A 24,056-nucleotide genomic window follows, 5' to 3' on the forward strand; every position below is an offset into this window, starting at 1 on the left:
ATGAGACCAAGTATACCGCCGCAACGGGCCCGTGCAGACGTGGAAACGGCGCGATGCCCGCGGGCACCGCGCCGTTCGTCTTTCATCGACAGTCGACTACGTCGTGCAGGAACGTATCGAGCATCGACACATCGCCCCACGGCCGCTTGTATTCGCGATCGTGTTCGGCATCCGCGAGCATCGTCTCGACGAGCGCATGGATCGCAGGCCGGCGCGGCCCGTATTCGCTTTCGCCCGCGCTCATCTTCAACGCGAGCAACGCATCGAGTTCCGCGCGCACCGCCGGCTCGTGCACGGTGCCGTCGACGAGATCCGCGAAGCGCATCGGCGGCATGCCGAGCCCCATGTCGATCCAGCGCACCGCGAGCAGCGGTCGCAGCACGTACAGGTACTTCTTGTAACGCACCGTGTCGCCTTGCAGGTAGCCGCGAAAGTTCTTCTTCGCCATCGCGAGATAGTGATGGCGCCCGCGCACCGGCGAGAAGAATGCCGACGCCAGCGACCTGAGCCGCGGCGCCCAGCGCGTGTCTTCTCGATACACGACGGGCGAGTCGAGCCATTCGAGCAGCGTCGGGTTCGACCGGCGCAGCAGTTGCAGCGCCTTGCGCAGCTCCCAGCCGCTCACGTCGAGCTCGTCGTCGAGCGGCCGCTCGATCACGTCGCGTTGCGGTTCGACACGCAGGTACCAGTCGCGCCGGTGCACGTACACGAAGCGCACGTCGTAATCGCTGTCCGGCGATGCGAAGCCCCAGCCGCGGCTGCCCGATTCGCATGCGAACAGCACGCTCACGTCGTGGCGGCGCTCGACTTCCGCGAGTTCCGCCATCACGCGCGCACGCACAGCCGGGTCGACCGGATGTGCGCTGCGCACGGTTGTCATTGCCTTATCCGTTTTCATTCTTGTTGTTTCCCTTTCGTTGCGCGCGGCCGCCGGCCATCGGCCGCGCGCCGCGCTATCCTTTCACGCACACCACCTGGCGCAGCGTATGCACCACTTCCACGAGGCTGCGCTGAGCCGCCATCACCGCGTCGATGTCCTTGTAGGCCATCGGGATTTCGTCCACGACGCCCGCGTCCTTCCGGCATTCGACGCCTTGCGTTGCCTTCGCCTGGTCGTCGGCCGTGAAGCGGCGCTTCGCTTCGGTGCGGCTCATCGTCCGGCCCGCGCCGTGGCTGCACGAACAGAAGCTTTCCGGATTGCCGAGCCCGCGCACGATGAAGCTCTTCGCACCCATCGAACCCGGAATGATCCCGAGCTGCCCCTTCTGCGCGGACACCGCGCCCTTGCGCGTCACGAGCACGTCTTCGCCGAAGTGGCGTTCGCGCTGCACGTAGTTGTGGTGGCAGTTCACCGCGTGCTCGTCGACCGCGAACGGCTTGCCGATCACGCCGCGCGCCGCGCCGATCACCGCGTCCATCATCGCCTGCCGGTTGCGCCGCGCGTAGTCCTGCGCCCAGCCGACCGCTTCGACGTAATCGTCGAAGTGCCGGCTGCCCTCGGTGAAATACGCGAGGTTGCGGTCCGGCAGGTTCGCGATGTGCTGGCGCATGTCGGCCTGCGCGAGTTCGATGAACAGGCTGCCGATCGCGTTGCCGACGCCGCGCGAGCCGCTGTGCAGCATGAACCACACGTGGTCCGCTTCGTCGACGCACACTTCGATGAAGTGGTTGCCGGTGCCGAGCGTGCCGAGATGCGCGTAGTGGTTCGTCTTTTCCAGCTTCGGATACTTGTCGACGATCCGCTGGAAACCCGGCAGCAGCGATTTCCACGATTCGGTCACGGCGGCCGGCGTGCGATCACCCCACGCGCCCGGATCGCGGCGGCCCGGCGCGCGGCCGTGCGGCACCGCGCGTTCGATCGCGCTGCGCAGCCCGCCAAGCGAGTCCGGCAGGTCGGACGCCGTCAGCGTCGTGCGCGCGGCCATCATCCCGCAGCCGATGTCGACGCCGACCGCGGCCGGAATGATCGCGCCCTTCGTCGGAATCACGCTGCCGATCGTCGAGCCCTTGCCGAGGTGCACGTCCGGCATCACCGCGACGTGGCGGAAGATGAACGGCATCTGCGCGGTATTGCGCAGTTGCGCGCGCGCTTCGTCCTCGACGGCGACGCCTTGCGTCCACATCTTCACCGGCTTGCCGTTCGCCAGTTCCATCACCTGATAATCCATGTTGCTCATTTGCTTCACCTGATTCGTTCATTCGTGCGGCGCGGTACACATGCGCCGCGCCGTTTGTTTCGAGCCTTAAGCGCCCTTGATGCTGACGAGTCCGTTCAGCACCTGGTCGAGACCGCCGAACACCGAGATGCGGTCGATCCGTTCCGCGACGCGCTCGAGCGTTTCCAGCTCCTTGAGCCGCAGCGCGGTCGGGTTTTCTTCCATCACCTTCGCGGTGTTCAGCAGCGAACGCGTGGCCGCCGTTTCCTCGCGGCGGCGAATCACGTTCGCCTGCGCGGCCTTTTCGGCCTCGACCACCTGCGCGAGGATGGTCTTCATGTCGCCCGGCAGCACGATATCCTTCACGCCGACGCTGCGCACGTCCACGCCCGAATTTTCGAGGCGCGCACGCACCTGCGCGATCACGACGTCGTCGATCGACTGCTTGTCTTCCAGCAGCTCGTCGAGCGAGCGCGTACCGACGGCCGCACGCAGTGCGAACTGCAGCTCGCGATACAGGTGCTCGACCGGCTTCTGCAACTGGCCGAACGCATGCAGCACGTCCGCATAGCACCACGTCGCCGACAGGTTCAGCCGCAGCGCGACCTTGTCGCGCGTCAGGATTTCCTGCCCGCCGACTTCGAGTGCCTGCACGCGCAGGTCGACGAGTTCGACCGCGACGTCGCGGTTGAAGCGCCAGAACGCCGATACACCCGCTTCCAGCAGCCGCTCGATCTTGCCGTCGATCTTCAGCACGCCGACGTGATACGCCGGCACCTGCGCCAGCAGCACGCCCGTCAGGCCCGCCACACCGCGCGCACGCAGCGCCGGCTGCGCGATGCGCTTCACGAGCGCGGCCGGCAGCATGCTGTCGTGCGCGAGATCGACGCGTTCGAGACGATGCGCGATCAGGCCGCGCCAGTACAGCCGGCGCGTGCCCGGCGCCAGGATCTCGACGAGCACGTCGTCCTCATAGCGCAGGCCCGCTTCGTCGTCGGCCAGATCCATCGCGACGAAATATTGCGCGAGCACGTCCTGTGCGTCGTGACGCAGGTAGTCGGCCAGCGCTTCGTCGGCGAGCGGCGCGTCGAGACGCGCGGTCTGCACCGACAGGCGCTTGAACGGATCGAAGGCCTTGAACACGCCCGGTTCGAGCACCTTCACGAAATCGCCCTCGCTCATCAGCAGCGCGCGTTCGTTCTTTTTCACTACATGACGCTTCCACATATTCTTGTCCTTTTCTTCAATGACCGCCGGGTGACGCGCATCGTGCGGATCGCGGTGCGACGCAATCGGGCGGGCGGCGCGGGGGCCGACGCTGGCGCAGCACGGCGACGCATCCTGCATCGCGTCGTCGTGCGCGTTCGCGCGGGCCGTCCGGCCGCCTGGCCGATCGCGCGGAACCATGACCGGTCCGACGCGCGGCGGGCCTTTCGGCCCGCACCGGCGGGTACTGCTTCCATCAAGAGACTGTCCTTTCGGACAGTGTTCGAGCGGGATTCGAACCCGCTACACACCGGCTTTCGCCGGCTGCTCTACCCGAATGAGCTACCGAACGGTGGGCGCCCCGGGATTCGAACCCGGACGTGGCATGCCTGAGCGCGCCCCTTTGCCTTCGTCTGTCCATGGCGGCATGCGCTGCCGCGACGAACGAGGTTCGGCGGCGGCGCACCAGCAGGGCTTTGTGAACCCTGGCTCGCAGGCCAGCGGGACATCCGGCGCCTTCTATTTAGCGAGGAGCGTGCCAGCGGGGAGTTCAGTGCTCGAAGAAATTCCTAGTTAATTGAAATTAAAGGGGAATTTTCTGAATTTGGTTGGTTCGCGTCGGCCTTGCCTGCCAGGACGGGTCGATAAAATCCGATACAATCGGATCGCTTCTTATCTGATGAGATAAACATGCGAAAGACAGTCGCAATCGGTTTTCTCGGCACCGTGCTCGACCAGGGCGGTCGTGCGCCGCGCCGCTACCGGAAATGGCGGCCGACGATCTCGCTGTGCGAGCAGCCCGAACTGCCGATCGACCGGCTCGAGTTGCTGCATCCGCTGAGCTACACGCGCCTCGCCAACCAGGTGCGGGACGATCTCGCGCGCCTGTCGCCGCACACCGACGTACGGCTCACGCCGCTCACGATCCACGACCCGTGGGATTTCGAGGAGGTCTATGCGACGCTGCACGACTACGCGCGCGCCTATCCGTTCGACCTCGAACACGAGGATTACCTGATCCACATCACGACCGGCACGCACGTCGCGCAGATCTGCTGGTTCCTGCTGGCGGAAGCACGCTACCTGCCCGCGCGCCTCGTGCAGACGGGGCCGCCGCAGCGGACCGACGAAGGGCCGAGCGGGCCGGGCACGGTGTCGGTGATCGATCTCGACCTGTCGCGCTACAACCGGATCGCGCAGCGCTTCACGCGCGAACGCGACGAAACGGTGTCGTTCCTGAAGGCCGGCATCGCGACGCGCAACGCGCGCTTCAATGCGTTGATCGAGCAACTGGAGCGCGTGGCCGTGCGTTCGCGCGCGCCGATGCTGCTCGTCGGGCCGACGGGCGCCGGCAAGTCGTTTCTCGCCAAGCGCGTGTACGAGCTGAAGCGCGGCCGCCATCGGCTCGCGGGGCCGTTCATCGAGATCAACTGCGCGACGCTGCGCGGCGACGCGGCGATGTCGACACTGTTCGGTCACGTGAAGGGCGCGTTCACGGGTGCGCAGTCGGCACGCGCGGGGCTGCTGCGCGCGGCGGACGGCGGCCTGCTGTTTCTCGACGAGATCGGCGAACTCGGGCTCGACGAACAGGCGATGCTGCTGAAGGCGATCGAGGAAAAGCGCTTCCTGCCGGTCGGCGCGGACGTCGAGGCAAGCAGCGATTTCGAGCTGATCGCGGGCACGCACCGCGACCTGCGGCTGATGGTGGCGGCCGGCACGTTCCGCGAGGATCTCTATGCACGGATCAATCTGTGGACGTACGAACTGCCGGGGCTCGCCGAGCGTCGCGAGGACATCGAGCCGAACCTCGAATTCGAGCTCGACCGTTTCGGTCGCGAGCAGGGCGAGCGGGTGCGTTTCAACGTCGAGGCGAAGCGGCGTTATCTCGCGTTCGCGGCGTCGCCGCGCGCGGCGTGGGCCGGTAACTTCCGCGAGTTGTCGGCCTCGGTCACGCGGATGGCGACGCTGGCCGATGCGGGACGGATCACCGAGGAACTTGCCGAACAGGAAGTCGAGCGGCTGGCGCGCACGTGGTCGTCATCGGGCGGCGCGGGTGCGTCCGATACGTGGGTCGATGCGGTGTTCGGCGCGCGTGCGGCGGAACTCGACCTGTTCGACCGTGCGCAGCTCGAACGCGTGCTCGACGTGTGCCGCGTGTCGGCGAGCCTGTCGGAAGCCGGGCGCACGCTGTTCGCGGTGTCGCGGCAGAGCAAGAAGCAGCCGAACGATGCGGATCGGCTGCGCAAGTATCTTGCGCGGTTCGGGCTGGATTGGGAGGGGGTGCGGCTGGCGCTCGAAGCGGCACGGTGAGCGTGGCGGCGCGGATGCCGCGCGGAGCCGAATGGCCCCGCACGCACGCGGACGGGTTCGGTCACGCCACCGCCGCTGCGGCCTCCCGGAACGGCACGAGGAACGCGCAATCCGGCTGCGCCGCTGCCACATCCGCCAACCCGCGCGCGAATGCCTGCGCCGGCAGCCACGGATACCCGAACGCCGCGTGCAGCGCATCGAGTTTCACCGACTGCGGGTCGTCGATCGTATCCATCCGCGCGATATGAATGTGCAGCGCGGCAACCCGCGCAACGCCTTCGCCATCGCACGCGAACTGCCAGCGGTACGTGCCGTGCCCGATCCGCAACGCGCCGTTGCCCTTCTGCCGCATCACGACGAGCCACGGCATTCCGCTGACGCCATGTTCGTCGACGGCCGGTTCCGTGCAGACGTAATAGGTCCGGCACCGCTCGAACCGCTCGCCGAACTCCTCGACCAGCGTGCGCGCAATGGCCGCCGCACCCGTCACGCGCGGCGGAAAATCGATGTCGTCGTTCGCGATCGAAAAGCTCAGTTCGGCATCGGCCGCGAAGCAGTCGGCGATCAGCGCGGGCCGGTTCAGGTCCTTCGCGCGCAGATAGCATTCGAGCACCGCGCGAACCTGCGCGGGATGAAGCGGGAGGGGCATGGTCGAGCCTCCAGTATCGGGTTTCGGGCAGTACGCTCCGGCATGCGTATGTGGTGGACTTGCTGCCGGTTGCGGGCTGACGCAATCGAACACGCACTCACGCGCGGCAGATCGCGATGATCTCCGCGCTGGTTGCGTCATCGAACGGCGCGCGTTGCCAGTCGCCGCACCAGTCGGCCGACGCGAATCCGGCCGCGGCTACGCGCGCCTGCAATTCGGGTTGCGCGATGAAGCGCAGCCGGCTCGTGTTCGTCAGCAACGTGTCGTCGCGGCGGAAACGGTAGTACGTGTCGAACGTCACGATCCCGTCGTCTACTGCGCGCACCGCATGATGGAGATCGACGCCGCCGGATTCGCGCGATTCGACGCTGCGTTCCGAATGCTCCGGTGTCCATGCACGCCACGGCGAGACGCACGGGTTGCGGGTCTCGAACAGGAAGCGGCCGCCGTCGGCGAGCACGCGCCGCACGCCGCGCAATGTTGCGTCGATGTCGTCGTCGGTCAGCAGGCACTGGAATGCGTGCCCGGTCATCACGACGACATCGAACGGCGCGCCTGGCGGCAGGCTGCCGAGTTCGCACGCGATCCAGCGTACCGCGTCGGCGCCCGGCTGGCGTCGTGCGTAATCGATCATCGCCGGCGCGGGATCGATCGCGACGACGTCGTGCCCGGCCGCCGTGAGCCGGCGCGCGAACATGCCGGTGCCGCAGCCGAGATCGAGAATGCGTTGTCGCGCGGCGCCGATCACGGATGCGTAGAACGCGAAGTCGCGATCGCCCGCGTTGAACAGGTCGTAGACCGCGACGAGGCGCGGGTCGGTGTAGAGGGCTTCGCCGGCGGGCGCCGCGCGGGACGTCATGCGGCCGCGCGCATCAGCGTTGCTGCACGGCCACGCGCAGCCCGAGCGCGATGAAGATCGAGCCGATGATCTTCCCCTGCCAGCGCGTGAGCCACGTGAGCCGCTTCACGATGCGGCCGAGCGGGCGGATCGAGCATGCGATCAGCGTCGTATAAAGCGAGCTGAGCACGACGAAGATCAGCCCGAGCACCGCGAACTGCACGAACGTCGAGCCGCGTTCCGGATGCACGAACTGCGGCATGAACGCGAGGAAGAACAGCGCGGTCTTCGGATTCAGCACTTCGGCGGGAATCGCCTGCAGGTACGCGTTGAGCGGCGTGACGGGCGGCACCGCCGGCAGTGACGGATCGGACGGCTTGTCGAGCAGCGCGCGCACGCCGAGATAGATCAGGTACGCCGCGCCGACCAGCTTCACGACGTTGAATGCGAGCGCCGACGTCATCAGCAGCGCGGACAGGCCGACCGCCGCGAACAGCGTATGCACGAAGTCGCCGCTCGCGACGCCGAGGCCGGTCAGGATGCCGGTCTTGCGGCCGCCCTGCACGGTGCGGCTCAGCACGAGCAGCACGGCGGGGCCGGGGATCAGGAACAGGCCCAGAACGACGGCCGTGAAGGTGGTCAGCGTGGTCAGGTCGAACATGGCGGCTCCGGCAGGTTGGCGCAGCGGCGGGGGATCGGCGCATTGTATTCGGTTCGGCGCGCGGCCGCAGACGCAGCCCGCGAACCGCCCGGCTGCGCCGGCGCCTTTCTGGTAGAAGCACGAAAGGGCGCGCGGGCACGGCGTCCGCTTTCTCCACCGCCTGCCGGTTCATGCGCAAGCTTCCACCGACCACCCGATCCCGCAGCGGACGCCGACGTCTACCATGTGCCGCGTCCGCTCGTCGTGTTCGGCGTGTTCATCGACTGGATCGCCGAGCGGTTTGCGCAGGACCGGGAAGGTGTGGTCGTCGCGGGGGCCATGGCGCGACAGCCGGTGCCGGAAGCCGTCGAGACGAACGATCGCGAGGGCGGTCAGGTGGCGATGGCGTGAACGAGAGGCGTCGAACGAAGGGCGGTCAATCGTTCGCGAGATGGAACGCGCCGGCCATCCGCTCCTGCTCGCGGGTGGGAAGCGCGAGTCGCGTCGCAAGCGTTCTCCATTGGCTGACGACATCGCGGAAGTCGTCGATGATCTCGTCGGCGTCCTGCAGCTTCAGCCGAAAGTATTCGCATACCTCGCGGGCGAGGTCGAGGTCGAGTGCGTTGTCGGCTTCCGTAATGTTGAGCTTGAGGCCGTCGGCGACGGCGACAGGATTCATGTCATACGCCGCCGAGAGTCGCCAGCCCGCACCCGGCACCAGAATGAATCCATGATTGCGGAGATGATCGTCGGTGTTCGAGACCAGGAGGTTGAAGACGATGCGGGCCCATAGCTCGCGCAAGTCGGCATTCGGCCGTGCGCCGTGCCGCATGAGGACTTCGGCCAATTCCAGGTAGCTGACGCCTGTCGACGCATCGTCGCCGTCGACGTGGCCGGTCATGGTCATGGCCGACGCGAAATGCAGACGCCGGCCCTCGACCGTCCGATCGAAACGCCGGACCAGGAAGCAGTGATGGTCGCTGGCGAATTTTCGTGCCTCGGCGTGGGCGACGTTCAGGCCGCAACCGACCGCCAGTGCATTGACGACCATTTCCCAGCCGCCCACATCGTAGTCGTCCCGTGCGCTCGGAAACTTCGCGATATAGAGACGGCCTCGATCGTCGGCGACGCTTGCCTTGGGTCTTGTGCCGCCGAGCGAGCCGCCGGGGGCGATGAGCATCGCTAGCCAGTCGCGGCCATCCGGGGCGGTATTGTCGACGTCTTCCTCCAGCGCGCGACTCGCGTGTTCCAGTTCACGAATCTCTGCAAACGGCGGCGCAGCGAGATCATGACGATCGTCGAGAAATTCTCCGGCGTCGTCGAGCCGGTAGCGCAACGCGCCGACGCGATAAAGGTCGTGAACGTCAAGCAGGTAGTCCGATTCGTGGAGTCGGGTGCCTTTCGGTCGCAGGCCGGCACGAATGTCTCGCTCCAGCTTGCGATCCATCAGCATGCGGCCCCACCGATCGGGGCTGGAATCGGCGAAGGCGCCGAACGCGTCCCGCGGCGGGGCCGGATATTGGGGGCCTTCGAAGAGACCGATTGCCGGATCGATCTGCACGTTTGCGAACTCGGGAGCCGCCAGTGCAGCGGAGGTGTACTGGAACTCGAACCGCTCGCTCGCCCGCGTCTTGCGGCTGTGCAGGAGTCCGAGCTTTCGCGGTTCAGGCAAGCCGTCCCAATCTGCGTAGACACCGATCGTCGTCATTTCCCGCGATGCTCCCCATGCCGTTTTCTTGCCGGCTTCAGCAATGCGGCAAGATCGGCTGCCGTCGTGCCGCGGGTATCGCCGGGTTCGGTGGTTTCGGATGCTGCCGTGCCTGCTCCGGCGGCTTTCGTGGTGGAGGGAGCGCTTGCGCGCATGCGCCGATCGGGCGTGGGCGACGTAGCGGCGGAGAGCGGCGGCATGGTTCGTCGGGCGGATCTTGGTTTGACGAGGCGGGCGTCCTGAAGCTGGCGGCCGAATTCGTCCGTGGCGGCCAGCTTTTCCAGATCGTTCTGGAGCCCGAGCACCTGCATGACGGACAGATAGGCGCCGATGGTGACGCCCGACCCGCCGGCTTCCAGCGAACGAAGCGTCATCGGCGACATGCCGGCGCGTTCCGCAACCTGCTTGGCCGTCAGCTTCCGGCGCAGGCGCGCAAGCTTCAGCCGCTCGCCGAATTCGGCGAGCAGTTGGTTCGATACTGGCAGGAGCGGAGCCGTCTTTTTTGCCATAAGGCTAATATTTCAATGTTTTGCTAACGAAGATGCCAAAATATTAGCACATGCGATGTGGCGCGGAAGTGCTTTCGAGGCCGGGGCGATACACGAGAATGTAAATATTTTGGCGATTTATCGATGAATTAGCCAAAATAATTGATTTTTTTGCGTCCATTTCATGCACGCGTGGCAGTTGTGCGCCTCATTCCGATTCCTGCACCGTCCTCAACGCCCCAATTCGTCCGCCAGAAAATCGACGAACGCACGAATCCGCGCGGACATCTGGTGACGCTGCGCGTACACCGCATAGATGTCGGCGCTCGGCGTTTCATGGTCGGGCAGCACGACGACGAGGCGGCCGTCTGCGAGATAGTCGCGGAGGTCCCATTCGGCCCGCATCAGAATGCCGTGCCCGTCGAGTGCCCACTTCACGGCGATCTCGCCGTCGTTCGTCGTCAGGTTGCCGTTGATCCGCACGGCTTCCGTGTGGCGTGCCGCGCCGCGCCCGCTGGTCAGGCGCCACACGCCATAGCCCTCGTCACCTTGGCGAATGCCGATACAGTTGTGCCGCGTCAGGTCGTGCGGCGTGCCGGGCGTCCCGTACCGCGCGAGATACGCGGGCGCCGCGCACAGCAGCCGGCGGTTCGGCGCCAGCCGCCGCGCGACGACGCGCGTGTCGGGCGGCTCACCGAAGCGGATGCACACGTCGAACGCGTCGTCGGTGAGCGGCGGCGGCATCACCGACAACTGCAGTTGCACCGACACTTCCGGATAACGCGCGACGAAGCGCGAGATCGCGGGGCCGACATGGCTGCGCCCGAAACCGAGCGTCGCGTTCACACGCAGCAGCCCCTTCGGGCGCTGCTTCGCGCTGCCGAGCAACTCGCCGAGTTCGTCCATCTGGTCGAGGATCCGGCGCGCGTAGTCGAGATACACGTCGCCTTCGGGCGTCAGCATCATCCGCCGCGTCGTGCGGTTGACGAGCGTCACGCCCGCGCGCCGCTCCATCTGCGTGAGCCGCTTGCTGACGGCCGCCGCGGTCAGCCCGAGTTCGCGCGCGGCCGCGCTCAGGCTGCCCGACGCGGCCAGCGTCGAGAAGAAGCCGAGATCGGCCGGCTGGACGGTATCCGCCATGACGGGATTCATGAATTGAAGTTAAAGATGCTTTGATTCTAGCGCCGGTTCATGCACTCCTGGTTCGGTAAAGTGCGTTCACGCTCACGATCAATCGAGGATGTCCGCATGAAGACCTACCGTATCGCAACGATTCCCGGCGACGGCATCGGCAAGGAAGTGGTGCCGGCCGGCAAGCGGGTGCTGCAAGCGCTGGCCCGCGGCAGCGACCGCTTCGCGTTCGAGTTCGAGGATTTCGACTGGGGCGCCGATTACTACCGCCTCCATGGCGCGATGATGCCGGCCGACGGCCTCGACGCGCTGCGCGGCAAGGACGCGATCCTGTTCGGCTCGGCGGGCGACCTCGACGTGCCCGATCACGTCACGCTGTGGGGGCTGCGCCTGAAGATCTGCCAGGGCTTCGACCAGTACGCGAACGTGCGCCCGACGCGCATCCTGCCCGGCATCGACGCGCCGCTGAAGCGCTGCGGGCCGGACGACCTGAACTGGGTCATCGTTCGCGAGAACTCCGAGGGCGAATACGCGGGCGTCGGCGGCCGCGTGCACCAGGGCCATCCGATCGAGGCCGCGACCGACGTGTCGATCCTCACGCGCGCCGGTGTCGAACGCATCATGCGCTTCGCGTTCCGGCTCGCGCAGTCGCGTCCGCGCAAGCTGCTGACCGTGATCACGAAGAGCAACGCGCAGCGGCACGCGATGGTGATGTGGGACGAGATCGCGAAGCAGATCGAGCGGGAATTCCCCGACGTCACGTGGGACAAGGAACTCGTCGACGCGGCGACCGCGCGCATGGTCAACCGGCCGGCATCGCTCGACACGATCGTCGCGACCAACCTGCACGCGGACATCCTCAGCGATCTCGCCGCCGCGCTCGCCGGCAGCCTCGGCATCGCGCCGACCGGCAACATCGATCCCGAGCGTCGTTATCCGTCGATGTTCGAGCCGATCCACGGCTCCGCGTTCGACATCATGGGCCAGGGGCTCGCGAATCCGGTCGGCACGTTCTGGTCGGTCGTGATGCTGCTCGAGCATCTCGGCGAAACGGAAGCCGCCGCGCGCGTGATGCAGGCGATCGAGGCCGTAACGGCCGACCCGTCGCTGCATACGCGCGACCTCGGCGGCAGCGCGACGACTGCGGAGGTGACGGCAGCCGTCTGCGAGCGCGTCGCGAACGCGGCGGTCGGCGTCTGACGATCGAAGCGGCGCTGCGCATGCGCGCTGCGATGTAGCGGCGGCGCGCATGCGCAACCGGCAACCGGCAACCGGCAACCGGCAACCGGCCGCCGCCCGCCGCCCGCCGCCCGCCGCCCGCCGCCCGCCGGCCGCCGCCCGTTCGTCGTCCCACCGGTTTTTATGCCCGCGACTCGCGCATCCGACGCGAGCCGGGCGCCGGTCCGCGCGCTTCATCGCGGCGCCGGCGAGTATTCACGGACAGAGCACGGCTCGACCTCGAAGGAGGAGACACATGCAAGCGGATCTTGAAACCCGCGTCGCGCGGAAACTGATGTGGCGCATCATTCCGTTCGTGATGCTGCTTTACTTCGTCAGCTTTCTCGATCGCGTCAACGTCGGCTTTGCCGCGATGACGATGAACAAGGCGATCGGCCTGTCGCCGACCGCGTTCGGGTTCGGCGGCGGCCTGTTCTTCATCGGCTACTTCCTGTTCGAAGTGCCGTCCAACCTGATCCTCCACCGCGTCGGCGCGCGCATCTGGATCGCGCGCGTGATGATCACGTGGGGCCTCGTGTCGGCCGTATCCGCGTTCGCCGCCGGGCCGACCAGCTTCTACGTGCTGCGCTTCCTGCTCGGCGTGGCCGAAGCCGGGTTCTTCCCCGGCATCATCCTGTATCTCAGCCTGTGGTTCCCCGCGAAGCAGCGCGCGGTGGCCGCCGCGTGGTTCATGGCGGCCGCGCCGATCTCGACCGCGATCGGTTCGCCGCTGTCCGGCGCGATCATGCAGATGCCGCCGATGTTCGGGCTCGCCGACTGGCAGATGCTGTACATCGTCGAAGCGCTGCCGGCGGTCGCGCTCGGTTTCGTCGTGCTGAAGTGCCTGACCGATGCGCCGTCGAAGGCCGCGTGGCTGCAGCCGGACGAGCGCGACTGGCTGATCGCGAAGCTGAAGGCCGAGGCGGACGTGCGCCACACGCATGCCGGGCATACGGCCGGCGCGTGGCAGGCGCTGCGCGACCCGCGCGTGCTGGCACTCGCGCTGATCTACTTCGGCACGTCGGCGGGGCTGTATACGCTCGGGCTGTGGGCGCCGCTGATGGTCAAGCAGTTCGGCTTCACCGCGCTGCAGACGGGCCTGCTGACGGGCATCCCCAGCATCGCCGCGGTCGTCGCGATGATCGGGTGGGCGCGGCACTCGGATCGCACCGGCGAGCGCACGTGGCACGTCGTGATTCCGTGCGTGCTCGCGTGCATCGGCTTCGTGTTCGCGGGGCAGGCGAGCACCGCGCTCTTGACCGTGCTCGCGCTGGTCGTCGTCAACATCGGGATCAGTGCCGCGAAGGCGCCGCTGTGGGCGATGCCGAGCGCGTTCCTGTCAGGCGCCGGTGCTGCCGCGGGGATCGCGATGATCAACTCGATCGGCAACCTCGGCGGGTTCGTCGGGCCGTTCGCGATCGGCTGGCTCAAGCATGTGACGGGCGGGTATGCGGCGGGGCTTTATGTGGTGGCGGGCACGCTCGCGGTGTCGGCGGTCGTCACGCTGATGCTGAGCCGCAAGGGGGCGCGGGAAGCGGTCGCGCCGGTCGTGCGGCATCACCCGTAAGCAAGGCGTTTGCGCCGAAACGCCGGACAGGCGCGCATCGCGTGCCCGTCCGGTGCCATGTGGCGTTACGTGCGATCAGCTATGCGTCAGCGTCAACGCATAGAACTTCACGACGGTGCCGGGCGTCGTCAGCGGCGTGCCGGACCCGGCCGTCTGGTCGTATTCGGCTGCCTTGAAGTAGAAGCTCTGGCCGTCGAGGCTCGAATCCAACGTTAAGGTCCTGGTCGTGCCAGTCGCCGCGAGCCGTTCGCGTGTTGGCTCGAGGTGCGTGTTCAGGCGCAGGCGTTACGACGCCGTTGCCGCGACGTGCTGCGCGATGCGCGCCGCACATGCATTGGGCGTCGCGTCGGACGTATCCAGCACGATCTGGCTGAACGCTTGCGACGCATACCCTTCGCGATACATCTCGGCGATGCGCTGCCGTTCCCAGTCCGTCGGCGTGCGCGAACCGCGATTCGACGACGCGACCGCTTCGGGCGGCGCGAGCGTCACGACGAACAACCGTGCATCACGCGCGTCGCAAGCCGCCCGCAACCGTTCGAATTCCGCTTCGCCGATCGGATAGGCGATGACCAGATGACGTTCGCGCGCATTCGCGATCTGCGTGACGAGGCGTTCCAGCGCGATCGCCCATTGCACGTCGAACGGTGCATCTTCGAGTGCGTCGTGATCGTCGCCGTCGATGAAGCGCGCATCGGGCAGTACGCGTGCGAGCGCGATACCAATCGTCGTCTTGCCGCTGTTGATCGGGCCATTCAGGTGGATAACGGTAAGGGCAGTCATAAGGAAAGGCAGGAGTCGAACGACTCGCAGCTTGTCATGACCGGTGCGGCGTTGCAGTGCCGTTTGCGCGAGGCGCCGCGTGATGCGATTGCGGAGGGGGCAAAAAGCGGGGAGAGGCGGAAGGAGCGGCAGGCTGCGTGCGTGATGATCGGCACACGCAGCCTGCCCGGCCGTGCCGCATTCAGCGATGCGGCACGGCGTCGAACGAAGCGACTTACTTGTCGTCGCCCTTGATCTGCGGCAGCGCCGACGATTCACCCGGCGTCAGCAAGCCGACCTGCGTATAAACGCGCAGCTTGTCGCGCGTATCGGTGATGTCGAGGTTGCGCATCGTCAGCTGGCCGATCCGGTCGCGCGGCGAGAACGTCGATGCCACCTTCTCCATCGACAGGCGTTCCGGCTGGTACGTGAGGTTCGGCGACTTCGTGCTCAGGATCGAATAGTCGTTGCCGCGGCGCAGTTCGATCTTCACTTCGCCGGTGATCGCGCGCGCGACCCAGCGCTGCGCCGTTTCGCGCAGCATGATCGCCTGCGGGTCGAACCAGCGGCCCTGGTACAGCAGGCGGCCGAGACGGCGGCCGTTCTCGCGGTACTGCTCGATCGTGTCTTCGTTGTGGATGCCGGTGACGAGACGCTCGTATGCGATATACAGCAGCGCGAGGCCCGGGGCTTCGTAGATGCCGCGGCTCTTCGCCTCGATGATCCGGTTCTCGATCTGGTCGCTCATGCCGAGGCCGTGACGGCCGCCGATGCGGTTCGCTTCGAGCAGCAGCTCGACCTGATCCTTGAACTCGACGCCGTTCAGCGCGACCGGCTGGCCGGCTTCGAAGCGCACCGTCACTTCCTCGGCGGCGATCTTCACGTCGTCGCGCCAGAACGCGACGCCCATGATCGGGTTCACGATCTTGATGCCGCTTTCGAGGCTTTCGAGATCCTTCGCCTCGTGCGTCGCGCCGAGCAGGTTCGAATCGGTCGAATACGCTTTCTCGGCCGACATCTTGTACGCGAAGCCCGCCTGGCGCATGAATTCGGACATTTCGGCGCGGCCGCCGAGCTCGTCGATGAACGTCTGGTCGAGCCACGGCTTGTAGATCTTCAGGTCCGGGTTCACGAGCAGGCCGTAGCGGTAGAAGCGCTCGATGTCGTTGCCCTTGTACGTGCTGCCGTCGCCCCAGATGTTGACGCCGTCTTCCTTCATCGCGGCGACGAGCATCGTGCCCGTCACGGCGCGGCCGATCGGCGTCGTGTTGAAGTACGTGACGCCGGCCGTCGTGATGTGGAACGCGCCGCTTTGCAGCGCCGCGATGCCTTCGGCGACGAGCTGCGCGCGGCAGTCGATCAGGCGGGCGCCGGCTGCGCCGTATTCGATCGCACGCTTCGGGATCGCGTCGTAATCGTCTTCGTCGGGCTGGCCGAGGTTCGCCGTGTATGCGTACGGGACGGCGCCCTTCAGTTTCATCCAGTGCAGCGCGGCGCTGGTGTCCAGGCCGCCGGAGAAGGCGATACCGACCTTCTGGCCGGTCGGGAGGCTTTCGAGAATCGTGCTCATAGGAATTACCGTGGATTGGGTCCGGTGGGATCGTATTTCGCGGAATATGCGAGTATCGGCTGTCCGGGAAGTTGGGGCAAGGGCTGATTTTCGCGCGGATACGTCGTCCGGCCTGTCGCAGCGGGCCTGGCGGGCGGTTAACCAGGCGGAGAACGCGGCGCGAACCGGCGCCGGGCGGCGGCAGAAACGGGCTCGGACGCGCGCCGTCGCGGGCCGTGCTTCCGGGGTCGGATCGGCCGGGCGGCGTACCTGTCGCCGTCAGGATAGCGGCCCGTCACTCCGAAAGTTGTATGAAAGGCGGGTGCGTGGCGCCCGGAATCCCGGGAACCTCAGATATTCCACGACTGCGCGGTATCGAGCAGCTTCTCGCGCAACTGATCGACTTCGCCGGCCAGCTTCGCCGTGATCGACACGTATCCGGACAGCTGCGGCGGCGGCGCGTCGTGCGGCGGGTCGGCCGGCCGGCGGCGCGGCGCGAGCCGGCTCGGCTTGCCGAACTTGAGCGCGCGGCTCGCGCCGACGAGCGTGTCGCGGATGCGCCGGTTCACGGCCTTCATCCCGACGCGCAAGTATTCGCGGGCCGCCGCGTCGTCGCGGGCCGGCACCGCGCTCGACAGGATCTCCAGATAGCCGATGCACAGGCGCAGGCTGCGCTGGATCGCCTCGAGCTGCGTCATCGACGTCTCGCATTCCTTCGACACCGACGGCATCAGCGAACGCAACTGCACGAGCAGCGCGCTCAGCGCGGCCATTTCCTTCAGGTGCGCGTCGTCGCCGACCTGGCGGTCGCCGGCGAGCCGCGCATGCACGGCCGCGCACGCGCGCAGCGCGTCGGCGAGCTTGTAGCGCCACGAGTAGGTTGCATAGAGCGGCAGCGCGAACGAGAACGCCAGCGCGATCGCGATGCCGATCAGCACGTTCACCGCGCGCCACAGGCCGTCGACGATCTCGTTGTCGCCGTGCCCGGCGACGATCACCATCGTGATCGCCGACAGCAGCGCGATATAGCCGGCCTTGCCGATCGCGTGATACGCGCAGATGCCGCAGGCAACCGACATCAGCAGGTAGATCGCGATCGGTGCGTGCGCGGCGGAATACAGCAGGATCAGCCCGAGCCCCGCGAGCGCGCCGATCGACGTGCCGAGCGCGCGCTCGGCCGCCTTCTTGCGGATGTTGCCGTGATGCTGCAGCCCGCCGACGACGATCAGCACGGTGATCGTCGACCACTCGCCGTGCGGCACGCGCAGGCCGGTGGACAGGCCGATCGACACGAGAATCGCGAGCGCGACGCGCGCTGCATGGATCAGCTTCGCGTGCCGGTAACGGCGGTACGGATCGAGCAGCGGGCGCAGCGCGTGGCGCAGGAGTGGCGGCAGCCGGGTAGGGAGCGGGGTGGTCATGACGGAGCTGGAGTGGCCGGAACGCGCACGGCGGCTTGCGCGGCGCCGCGCCGCGTGCGCAGCAGACGTAACGCTAGCCGAACGCGCGCGGGCTGTCCACGGCGCGGTTGTCCGGCGTGGCCGGCTGCCGCATCGTGTCGCGACGACACGTCAGGCCATGTCACGCCACGCGTCGGCCGCGCTCGGCTGCGCGTCCGACACGCGGTTGCGTCCGCCGGACTTCGCGCGGTACAGCGCCTCGTCGGCGCGCCGCAGCAGCGTCGCGGCGTTCGTGCGTCCGTCGACGGCGGTCGCCGTGCCGATGCTGGCCGTGACGCGCCCGTGCGGGCTCTTCACGTGCTCGATGCCGAGCTCCGCGATCGCGTGCCGGATGCCTTCGGCAACGGTCGCCGCGCCTTGCGCGTCGGTGTCGGGCAGCGTGACGACGAATTCCTCGCCGCCATAGCGCGCGACGTGGTCGCCGTCGCGGCGCAGGCAGCGCGACGCGGATTGAGCGACGCGGCGCAGCACGTCGTCGCCGGCCGGGTGGCCGTAATAGTCGTTGAACGCCTTGAAGTGATCGACGTCGACGAACAGCACGGACAGCGGGCGGCCGCTGCGCGCCGCACGCTGCGTCTCCTTCGCGAGCACCGTATCGAACGTGCCGCGGTTGTCGAGGCCCGTCAGCGAATCGGTGTGCGCGAGCCGGTACAGCTTCGATTCGGCGATCTGCCGGCGTCCCAGTTCGCGCGACAGCGCCAGCGAGCCCCACGCGATGAACCCGGTGAACAGGCACATCAGTACTACGGTCCAGATCGCGCGGTGGTGCCACGGCGCGTAGACGTCGATCTCGGCGGGCGCGACGTCGACGATCAGCGGCAGGCCGGGCAGATGCTTGTAAACATAGATGCGCCGCACGCCGTCGATGCTGCCGATGCCCGACAGCACGCCTTCGCGGCGGCGCAGCGCCTCGATGAACAGCTGCGAATTGCGCAGGTCGAGGCCGACCACGCGTGCGTCGTAAGGCAGGCGGCTCACGAGCATGCCGTTGAGCTCGGCGATTGCCGCGCTGCCGTGCTTGCCGACCGCGAGGCCGTCGAGCAGCGCGCGGAAGTAGTCGATGCTGAGCGTGCCGACGACCACGCCGCCGAACGTGCCGTCGGACAGCGTGATCCGGCGGCTGAGCGCGATCGTCAGTGCGCCGCCGCGCAGCCGGGACGCGTAGGGTCGACTGATGTAGAGACCCTGCGCGAGCCCGTTGCGGTGCACGGTGAAATAGTCGCGGTCCGCATAGTTGCCTGGCCGCGCGGGCGACACGCTCGAATCGATCACGATATTGCCGTGCGCATCCATCACGAAAAGCGACCCGAGATACGCGCCGGTGGCGGCGCGGTCGAACAGCAGCCGGTGGCGCTGGCGCGGCGGCAATGTCATCAGTTCCGGATCGGCCACGCCGTCGACGACGTTTTGCAGCGACAAATCGTAGAGTTCGATATTGCGCGCGATATCGCGTTCGATCAGCAGCATCAGGTTGCGCGCATTTTCGACCGCGTGTTCATACGCATCGCGCCGCGCCTCGATTAAAAGCGACGTCGAAAGTCCCCAACTGAACATCAGCAGGACGATGCCCGCGACGAGTACGCCGCGGGGCGACAGAATGCGTGCCACGATTGACGCGGTATGGCGGCGCAGCGTGGCGGGCAGCGGGAGTGACTTCATCCTCGGGGGCGGCGGGTGGCGGATACTCGCGTTGTCGACGGTTCCGTGCGCTGATTATTTCGAATTAGCCCGCATTATCTCGCGAATTCCTGCAATTCGTGTGCGCATGCAAAACATGCATGCGGAAACAGCAATTCGAAACGATTACGCATCATTACCGCATTGCGCGCGGGCGATTTGATTTGAATCAATTATCAGTATCGGTCTTTTTGTCTGATTAATGATGCGATGATCGGTCGGTTTTTCATATCGGCGCGGTATTTGGCGGATCGAGACAGGATTACCCGCTTACCGGGCGGAATGAAAATCCGAATAACCCTGGAATACTCATGGTTTTTGCGCCGGCAGGTGGCTGCGGTCGCGCCGGTGCAGCCAACTCCTTGATTCTGCGAAATCTCTCCCCGCCGCGGCGGGCATGTGCGCCTGAACTCCCCCATGGCGAATCAGGTAGAATCCGCGCTTCGCCGCAGGTGCCCGCCGCGCAACGCGTATCGGGGCCGCATCGAATGCATCGCAGGACGCGCACCGCGCTCCGATTCCGCATGCGCCGGCTACGGATGCCGGCCGCTCAACGTTCGTCTCGTTTATGTCCGCAATTCCGAAATCCGACCAACCCGGTTCGTCCGCGAACCCACCCAAGCTTCATCGCGCGCTGAAGGCGCGCCACCTGACGATGATCGCCATCGGCGGCTCGATCGGCACGGGCCTGTTCGTCGCGTCCGGCGCGTCGATCTCGCAGGCCGGCCCCGGCGGCGCGATGGTCGCGTACATGCTGATCGGCCTGATGGTGTACTTCCTGATGACGAGCCTGGGCGAGATGGCCGCGTTCATGCCCGTGTCGGGTTCGTTCGCGACCTACGGCGCGAAATACGTGGACGAAGGCTTCGGCTTCGCGCTCGGCTGGAACTACTGGTACAACTGGGCCGTGACGATCGCGGTGGAGCTCGTCGCCGCGCAGCTCGTGATGCACTACTGGTTTCCGGACGTGCCGGGCGTGTGGTGGAGCGCGGCATTCCTCGCCGTGATGTTCCTGCTCAACGCGCTCACCGTGCGCGGTTTCGGCGAGGCCGAATACTGGTTCGCGCTGATCAAGGTCGTCACTGTGGTCGCGTTCGTGGGCGTCGGCCTGCTGATGATCTTCGGCATTCTGAAAGGCGCGCCGAGCAACGGCTGGGGCAACCTGACGATCGGCGACGCGCCGTTCGCGGGCGGCCTGCCGGCGCTGATGGGCGTCGCGATGATCGCGGGCTTCTCGTTCCAGGGCACCGAGCTGATCGGCGTCGCGGCCGGCGAATCGGAGCACCCGCGCACGACGATCCCGCGCGCGGTGCGCCAGGTGTTCTGGCGAATCCTGCTGTTCTACGTGTTCGCGATCTTCGTGATCGGCGTGCTGATTCCGTACACCGACCCGAACCTGCTGAAGACGGACGTGACCGACATCGGCGTGAGCCCGTTTACACTCGTGTTCCGCCACGCGGGCCTCGCGTTCGCGGCCGGCGTGATGAACGCGGTGATCCTGACGGCCGTGCTGTCGGCCGGCAACTCGGGTATGTACGCGTCGACGCGGATGCTGTACAACCTCGCGACCGAAGGCCGCGCGCCGAAGGTGTTCGCGAAGCTGTCGCCGGGCGGCGTGCCGCGCAATGCGCTGTATGCGACGACGGCCGTCGGCGCGCTGTGCTTCTTCACGTCACTGTACGGCGACAAGACGGTGTACCTGTGGCTGCTGAACACGTCGGGGATGACGGGCTTCATCGCGTGGCTCGGCATCGCGGTCAGCCACTACCGGTTCCGCAAGGGCTACGTGAAGCAGGGTTATGCGCTCGACCAGCTGCCGTATCAGTCGAAGTGGTTCCCGTTCGGCCCGCTGTTCGCGTTCGTGCTGTGCCTCGTGATCGCGCTCGGACAGGACTATCAGGCGTTCCTCGCGAACAAGATCGACTGGGCCGGCGTGACCGCGACCTATGTCGGCATTCCGCTGTTCGTCGTCGTGTGGCTCGGTTTCCGGCTCCTGAACAAGAGCCGCTTCGTGCGCTACGAAGACATGGAGATCGCGCCGTGGATCGCCGCGAGCCGCGGCGCGCAGCCGCAGCCGGTGGCGAACCGCGAAACCGCGGGCTGACGCGGGCGCGGCAGGCGGCCGCGCGACGTGCGATGAAACGGGAAGCCTCGCGCTTCCCGTTTTTTTTGCCCGGCTTTTGCCTGCACGGGGTCAAAGCCGGTTATATTGCCCGACCCTACCGGGCCACGGCCCGGCCGGCGCGACTCGCGCAGCGCGGATCGGCATCCGGCGCGCGCGGCGTGCGGCGGCCGGCGGCGCCCGGCGTTTTCATCGTTCCATCCGGGCCGGCACGGCCCGCGGAGCGCGCAACCCAGAGGAATCCATGAGCGCATCACCCGCCGAGCGGAAGGCCGGACCCGTTTCCATCGTGCGAATCGAAGCCGCGATCAACGCGTGGCGCGAAGTGTACCCGCCGGCACCGGACGGCGAGGACGGCTACGCGCTCGATGCCGGCAGCAATTGCCTCGCCGAGCTGTACGGCACGATGATCTGCTATCGGCTGCCGGACGTGCCGCTCGACTCGCTGAGCAACGAGCAGCGCGACGCGCTTTACGCGACCGAGGTGTGACGTGCGGTCGCGACGCTGCCGCGACACGGCCGGCGTTGATCGGGAAACGGGAAGCCTTCAGGCTTCCCGTTTTGCTTTGGGCGGCGCGTGGCCGTGTGCGTGGAGGTTTGCGCCGCCTGCGGTATCGTGACGACATCGTCCGGCCGTGGTTTGACGTCGGGTCGCTGTCCGGGAGGCATCGAAAATGGAGTTGAGACACCTCCGCTACTTCGTCGCGGTCGCCGAGGAGCGGAATTTCACGCGTGCGGCGGAACGGCTGCATATCGCGCAGCCGCCGCTGAGCCGGCAGATCCAGCAGCTCGAGGAGGCGCTCGGCGTGCCGCTGTTCGAGCGCAATGCGCGGCCGCTGAAGCTGACCGACGCGGGGCGCTTCTTCTATTCGCACGCGGTGCAGCTGCTCGCGCAGACGGCCGAGCTCGAATCGATGACGAAGCGGGTCGGCAAGATCGAGCGCAGCATGTCGGTCGGTTTCGTCGGCTCGACGCTGTACGGGATGCTGCCGAAGATCATCCGGCGCTTTCGCAGCGAATATCCGGCCGTCGAGCTGAGCCTGCACGAGATGTCGACGATGGACCAGATCAAGGCGTTGAAGGAAGGGCGCATCGACGTCGGGTTCGGGCGCATCCGCCATGAAGATCCGAGCGTGCGGCGCGTCGTGCTGCGCGAAGAGCGGATGATCGTCGCGCTGCCGGTCGGCCATCCGCTCGACAGCGCGAAGCCCGTGCTGTCGCTGCACGATCTCGTGAACGACACGCTGATCATCTTCCCGAAGGCGCCGCGCCCGAGCTATGCGGACCAGGTGCTCGCGGCCTTTCACGATCGCGCGCTGCAGCCGCGGCGGATCTACGAGACGCGTGAACTGCAGATCGCGCTCGGCCTCGTCGCGATGGGCGAGGGCGTGTCGGTCGTGCCGCACAGCGTGTACGGGCTGAAGCGCGACGACATCAGCTACAAGCCGCTCGACGATCCGAACCTGGTGTCGCCGATCATCATGAGCATGCGGATGCTCGACGAATCGGAGGACATCCGCGCGATGCAGGCGCTGATCTACCGGCTGTACGACGAAGCGCAGATGGAGTATCTGCCGCCACAGCCCGAATGAGCGCGCAGGCGGTGGGGGCTTGCTTGACGTTGCGCGCGCGGGCAGGCCAACATGTGGGGATCCAATGGGGCCGCCGACGTGCGGCCGCTTTCACGCACACGACCGCACACGACCGCACACGACCGCACATGACCGATAGCCTGATCGAGGAGACCACCGTCGAGACGCCGCAAGGGCGTCTTTTTGCGAAACGCTGGCGCGTTCGTCCGGTGCAAGATGAGACGGGCGCGTCCGGGCCGGCCGCGCCTAAGCCGGCCGCGCCAATCGTGCTGCTGCACGATTCGCTCGGCTGCGTCGATCTGTGGCGCGATTTTCCCGCGCAACTCGCGAGCGCCACGCAACGCGACGTGATCGCATACGACCGCCTCGGCTTCGGCCGTTCGGATCGTCATCCGGGGCAGCTCGGCACGACGTTCGTGCGCGACGAGGCCGATCGTGCGTTCGATGCCGTGCTCGAACAACTCGGTGTCGACGCGTTCGTCGCGTTCGGGCACAGCGTCGGCGGCGGGATGGCGGCCGGTTGCGCCGCCGCGCATCCGGATCGTTGCCGCGCACTCGTGACGGTTGCCGCGCAGGCGTTCGTCGAGGATCGCACGCTGGCCGGCATTCGGGACGCCGGGCAGCTGTTCGACGAACCGGGCCAGCTCGACCGGCTGGCGCGCTATCACGGCGACAAGGCCGAATGGGTGCTGCGCGCGTGGGTCGACACGTGGCTGTCGCCGGCGTTTCGCGACTGGAATCTCGACGACGACTTGCCGCGCGTGCAATGTGCGACGCTCGCGATTCACGGCGAAGACGACGAATACGGATCCGACGTGCATCCAAAGCGGATCGCCGCGCGCGTCGCGGGGCCGTCGTCGTTCCTGCTGCTCGCCGGATGCGGGCACATGCCGCACCGCGAGCGAACGGACGACGTGCTGGCCGCGGTGGCGGCGTTCCTGCGCGACGCGGGCGCCTGAGTGTGCGGGCAACCGGCGGGCGTG

The 24,056-nt window shown here is 67.0% G+C and carries 22 protein-coding genes and 1 tRNA gene; 8 read left to right on the forward strand and 15 right to left on the reverse strand.

The window, feature by feature from the left end; genetic code table 11:
- Positions 1 to 82 precede the first annotated feature (82 nt).
- The 4 genes from DM992_RS29135 to DM992_RS29150 form a co-directional block, all read right to left on the reverse strand.
- Positions 83 to 898: a nucleotidyltransferase domain-containing protein gene (locus tag DM992_RS29135; protein ID WP_111019697.1), complete on the reverse strand. Its 816-nt coding sequence runs from the start codon at positions 896 to 898 to the stop codon at positions 83 to 85.
- A gap of 55 nt (positions 899 to 953) precedes the next feature.
- Positions 954 to 2,177: an RtcB family protein gene (locus tag DM992_RS29140; protein WP_111019698.1), complete on the reverse strand. Its 1,224-nt coding sequence runs from the start codon at positions 2,175 to 2,177 to the stop codon at positions 954 to 956.
- A 66-nt stretch (positions 2,178 to 2,243) separates the two neighbouring features.
- Positions 2,244 to 3,383, reverse strand: a complete 1,140-nt coding sequence (locus DM992_RS29145) for a slipin family protein (RefSeq protein WP_111020459.1) — start codon at positions 3,381 to 3,383, stop codon at positions 2,244 to 2,246.
- Positions 3,384 to 3,641: 258 nt separating this feature from the next.
- Positions 3,642 to 3,714 (reverse strand) — tRNA-Phe (locus DM992_RS29150).
- A gap of 338 nt (positions 3,715 to 4,052) precedes the next feature.
- On the opposite strand from DM992_RS29150, the gene rtcR reads away from it, so the two are divergent.
- Entirely contained in the window at positions 4,053 to 5,672 is a 1,620-nt protein-coding gene (gene rtcR / locus DM992_RS29155) for an RNA repair transcriptional activator RtcR (RefSeq protein WP_111019699.1), read from the forward strand.
- Positions 5,673 to 5,733: 61 nt separating this feature from the next.
- Here rtcR and DM992_RS29160 read toward each other — a convergent pair whose 3' ends face one another.
- The 3 genes from DM992_RS29160 to DM992_RS29170 all read right to left on the reverse strand — a co-directional run bounded on the left by DM992_RS29160 (position 5,734) and on the right by DM992_RS29170 (position 7,820).
- Positions 5,734 to 6,321: a nuclear transport factor 2 family protein gene (locus tag DM992_RS29160; protein ID WP_111019700.1), complete on the reverse strand. Its 588-nt coding sequence runs from the start codon at positions 6,319 to 6,321 to the stop codon at positions 5,734 to 5,736.
- 97 nt (positions 6,322 to 6,418) lie between these two features.
- The gene (locus tag DM992_RS29165; protein ID WP_111019701.1) at positions 6,419 to 7,180 is read right to left on the reverse strand and encodes a class I SAM-dependent methyltransferase; all 762 of its coding nucleotides are present in this window, start codon (positions 7,178 to 7,180) and stop codon (positions 6,419 to 6,421) included.
- A gap of 13 nt (positions 7,181 to 7,193) precedes the next feature.
- Complete coding sequence (locus DM992_RS29170) at positions 7,194 to 7,820, reverse strand: LysE family translocator (protein WP_111019702.1); 627 nt, start codon at positions 7,818 to 7,820, stop codon at positions 7,194 to 7,196.
- Positions 7,821 to 8,045: 225 nt separating this feature from the next.
- Here DM992_RS29170 and DM992_RS42410 point away from each other — a divergent pair, with 225 nt between their 5' ends.
- Positions 8,046 to 8,210, forward strand: a complete 165-nt coding sequence (locus DM992_RS42410; protein ID WP_204356190.1) for a hypothetical protein — start codon at positions 8,046 to 8,048, stop codon at positions 8,208 to 8,210.
- 25 nt (positions 8,211 to 8,235) lie between these two features.
- On the opposite strand, the gene DM992_RS29180 is transcribed toward DM992_RS42410, so the two are convergent.
- The 3 genes from DM992_RS29180 to DM992_RS29190 all read right to left on the reverse strand — a co-directional run bounded on the left by DM992_RS29180 (position 8,236) and on the right by DM992_RS29190 (position 11,135).
- Complete coding sequence (locus DM992_RS29180; protein WP_111019703.1) at positions 8,236 to 9,507, reverse strand: HipA domain-containing protein; 1,272 nt, start codon at positions 9,505 to 9,507, stop codon at positions 8,236 to 8,238.
- The gene (locus DM992_RS29185; RefSeq protein WP_111019704.1) at positions 9,504 to 10,016 is read right to left on the reverse strand and encodes a helix-turn-helix transcriptional regulator; all 513 of its coding nucleotides are present in this window, start codon (positions 10,014 to 10,016) and stop codon (positions 9,504 to 9,506) included. The genes DM992_RS29180 and DM992_RS29185 overlap by 4 nt, the downstream gene beginning before the upstream one ends.
- A 210-nt stretch (positions 10,017 to 10,226) precedes the next feature.
- Positions 10,227 to 11,135 carry a LysR substrate-binding domain-containing protein gene (locus tag DM992_RS29190; protein ID WP_111019705.1) on the reverse strand — a complete coding sequence of 303 codons (909 nt, stop codon included), beginning with the start codon at positions 11,133 to 11,135 and terminating at the stop codon, positions 10,227 to 10,229.
- Positions 11,136 to 11,243: 108 nt separating this feature from the next.
- On the opposite strand from DM992_RS29190, the gene DM992_RS29195 reads away from it, so the two are divergent.
- Entirely contained in the window at positions 11,244 to 12,326 is a 1,083-nt protein-coding gene (locus DM992_RS29195) for a tartrate dehydrogenase (RefSeq protein WP_111019706.1), read from the forward strand.
- Positions 12,327 to 12,600: 274 nt separating this feature from the next.
- Entirely contained in the window at positions 12,601 to 13,911 is a 1,311-nt protein-coding gene (locus tag DM992_RS29200; protein WP_111019707.1) for an MFS transporter, read from the forward strand.
- Between the two features lie 75 nt (positions 13,912 to 13,986).
- Here DM992_RS29200 and DM992_RS29205 read toward each other — a convergent pair whose 3' ends face one another.
- The 5 genes from DM992_RS29205 to DM992_RS29225 form a co-directional block, all read right to left on the reverse strand.
- A complete protein-coding gene (locus DM992_RS29205) occupies positions 13,987 to 14,121 on the reverse strand; it encodes a polysaccharide lyase family 7 protein (RefSeq protein ID WP_239511378.1) in 135 nt (44 codons plus the stop codon).
- 75 nt (positions 14,122 to 14,196) lie between these two features.
- Positions 14,197 to 14,694, reverse strand: a complete 498-nt coding sequence (locus DM992_RS29210) for a shikimate kinase (RefSeq protein WP_111019708.1) — start codon at positions 14,692 to 14,694, stop codon at positions 14,197 to 14,199.
- A 214-nt stretch (positions 14,695 to 14,908) separates the two neighbouring features.
- Entirely contained in the window at positions 14,909 to 16,243 is a 1,335-nt protein-coding gene (argG, locus tag DM992_RS29215) for an argininosuccinate synthase (RefSeq protein WP_105389664.1), read from the reverse strand.
- Between the two features lie 329 nt (positions 16,244 to 16,572).
- On the reverse strand, positions 16,573 to 17,643 hold the full coding sequence (locus tag DM992_RS29220; RefSeq protein ID WP_111019709.1) for an FUSC family protein: 1,071 nt from the start codon (positions 17,641 to 17,643) through the stop codon (positions 16,573 to 16,575).
- 150 nt (positions 17,644 to 17,793) lie between these two features.
- Positions 17,794 to 19,341, reverse strand: a complete 1,548-nt coding sequence (locus DM992_RS29225; protein ID WP_111019710.1) for a sensor domain-containing diguanylate cyclase — start codon at positions 19,339 to 19,341, stop codon at positions 17,794 to 17,796.
- A gap of 586 nt (positions 19,342 to 19,927) precedes the next feature.
- Here DM992_RS29225 and DM992_RS29230 point away from each other — a divergent pair.
- The 4 genes from DM992_RS29230 to DM992_RS29245 all read left to right on the forward strand — a co-directional run bounded on the left by DM992_RS29230 (position 19,928) and on the right by DM992_RS29245 (position 24,032).
- Positions 19,928 to 21,463 carry an amino acid permease gene (locus DM992_RS29230; RefSeq protein WP_111019711.1) on the forward strand — a complete coding sequence of 512 codons (1,536 nt, stop codon included), beginning with the start codon at positions 19,928 to 19,930 and terminating at the stop codon, positions 21,461 to 21,463.
- A 262-nt stretch (positions 21,464 to 21,725) separates the two neighbouring features.
- Positions 21,726 to 21,971, forward strand: a complete 246-nt coding sequence (locus DM992_RS29235) for a DUF3717 domain-containing protein (RefSeq protein ID WP_034182147.1) — start codon at positions 21,726 to 21,728, stop codon at positions 21,969 to 21,971.
- A gap of 184 nt (positions 21,972 to 22,155) precedes the next feature.
- Positions 22,156 to 23,073 carry a LysR family transcriptional regulator gene (locus tag DM992_RS29240; RefSeq protein ID WP_034182148.1) on the forward strand — a complete coding sequence of 306 codons (918 nt, stop codon included), beginning with the start codon at positions 22,156 to 22,158 and terminating at the stop codon, positions 23,071 to 23,073.
- A gap of 128 nt (positions 23,074 to 23,201) precedes the next feature.
- Entirely contained in the window at positions 23,202 to 24,032 is an 831-nt protein-coding gene (locus DM992_RS29245; RefSeq protein WP_111019712.1) for an alpha/beta hydrolase, read from the forward strand.
- Positions 24,033 to 24,056 lie beyond the last annotated feature (24 nt).

The organism is Burkholderia sp. JP2-270, assembly GCF_003233675.1.
GTDB classification, from domain to species: Bacteria; Pseudomonadota; Gammaproteobacteria; order Burkholderiales; family Burkholderiaceae; genus Burkholderia; species Burkholderia pyrrocinia_C.

Bases quoted from the DNA above. Each gene is read 5' to 3' on its own strand.
- DM992_RS29135 (WP_111019697.1), bottom strand. From the start codon at position 898: ATGAAAACGGATAAGGCAATGACAACCGTGCGCAGCGCACATCCGGTC.
- DM992_RS29140 (WP_111019698.1), bottom strand. From the start codon at position 2,177: ATGAGCAACATGGATTATCAGGTGATGGAACTGGCGAACGGCAAGCCG.
- DM992_RS29145 (WP_111020459.1), bottom strand. From the start codon at position 3,383: ATGTGGAAGCGTCATGTAGTGAAAAAGAACGAACGCGCGCTGCTGATG.
- rtcR (WP_111019699.1), top strand. From the start codon at position 4,053: ATGCGAAAGACAGTCGCAATCGGTTTTCTCGGCACCGTGCTCGACCAG.
- DM992_RS29160 (WP_111019700.1), bottom strand. From the start codon at position 6,321: ATGCCCCTCCCGCTTCATCCCGCGCAGGTTCGCGCGGTGCTCGAATGC.
- DM992_RS29165 (WP_111019701.1), bottom strand. From the start codon at position 7,180: ATGACGTCCCGCGCGGCGCCCGCCGGCGAAGCCCTCTACACCGACCCG.
- DM992_RS29170 (WP_111019702.1), bottom strand. From the start codon at position 7,820: ATGTTCGACCTGACCACGCTGACCACCTTCACGGCCGTCGTTCTGGGC.
- DM992_RS29180 (WP_111019703.1), bottom strand. From the start codon at position 9,507: ATGACGACGATCGGTGTCTACGCAGATTGGGACGGCTTGCCTGAACCG.
- DM992_RS29185 (WP_111019704.1), bottom strand. From the start codon at position 10,016: ATGGCAAAAAAGACGGCTCCGCTCCTGCCAGTATCGAACCAACTGCTC.
- DM992_RS29190 (WP_111019705.1), bottom strand. From the start codon at position 11,135: ATGGCGGATACCGTCCAGCCGGCCGATCTCGGCTTCTTCTCGACGCTG.
- DM992_RS29195 (WP_111019706.1), top strand. From the start codon at position 11,244: ATGAAGACCTACCGTATCGCAACGATTCCCGGCGACGGCATCGGCAAG.
- DM992_RS29200 (WP_111019707.1), top strand. From the start codon at position 12,601: ATGCAAGCGGATCTTGAAACCCGCGTCGCGCGGAAACTGATGTGGCGC.
- DM992_RS29210 (WP_111019708.1), bottom strand. From the start codon at position 14,694: ATGACTGCCCTTACCGTTATCCACCTGAATGGCCCGATCAACAGCGGC.
- argG (WP_105389664.1), bottom strand. From the start codon at position 16,243: ATGAGCACGATTCTCGAAAGCCTCCCGACCGGCCAGAAGGTCGGTATC.
- DM992_RS29220 (WP_111019709.1), bottom strand. From the start codon at position 17,643: ATGACCACCCCGCTCCCTACCCGGCTGCCGCCACTCCTGCGCCACGCG.
- DM992_RS29225 (WP_111019710.1), bottom strand. From the start codon at position 19,341: ATGAAGTCACTCCCGCTGCCCGCCACGCTGCGCCGCCATACCGCGTCA.
- DM992_RS29230 (WP_111019711.1), top strand. From the start codon at position 19,928: ATGTCCGCAATTCCGAAATCCGACCAACCCGGTTCGTCCGCGAACCCA.
- DM992_RS29235 (WP_034182147.1), top strand. From the start codon at position 21,726: ATGAGCGCATCACCCGCCGAGCGGAAGGCCGGACCCGTTTCCATCGTG.
- DM992_RS29240 (WP_034182148.1), top strand. From the start codon at position 22,156: ATGGAGTTGAGACACCTCCGCTACTTCGTCGCGGTCGCCGAGGAGCGG.
- DM992_RS29245 (WP_111019712.1), top strand. From the start codon at position 23,202: ATGACCGATAGCCTGATCGAGGAGACCACCGTCGAGACGCCGCAAGGG.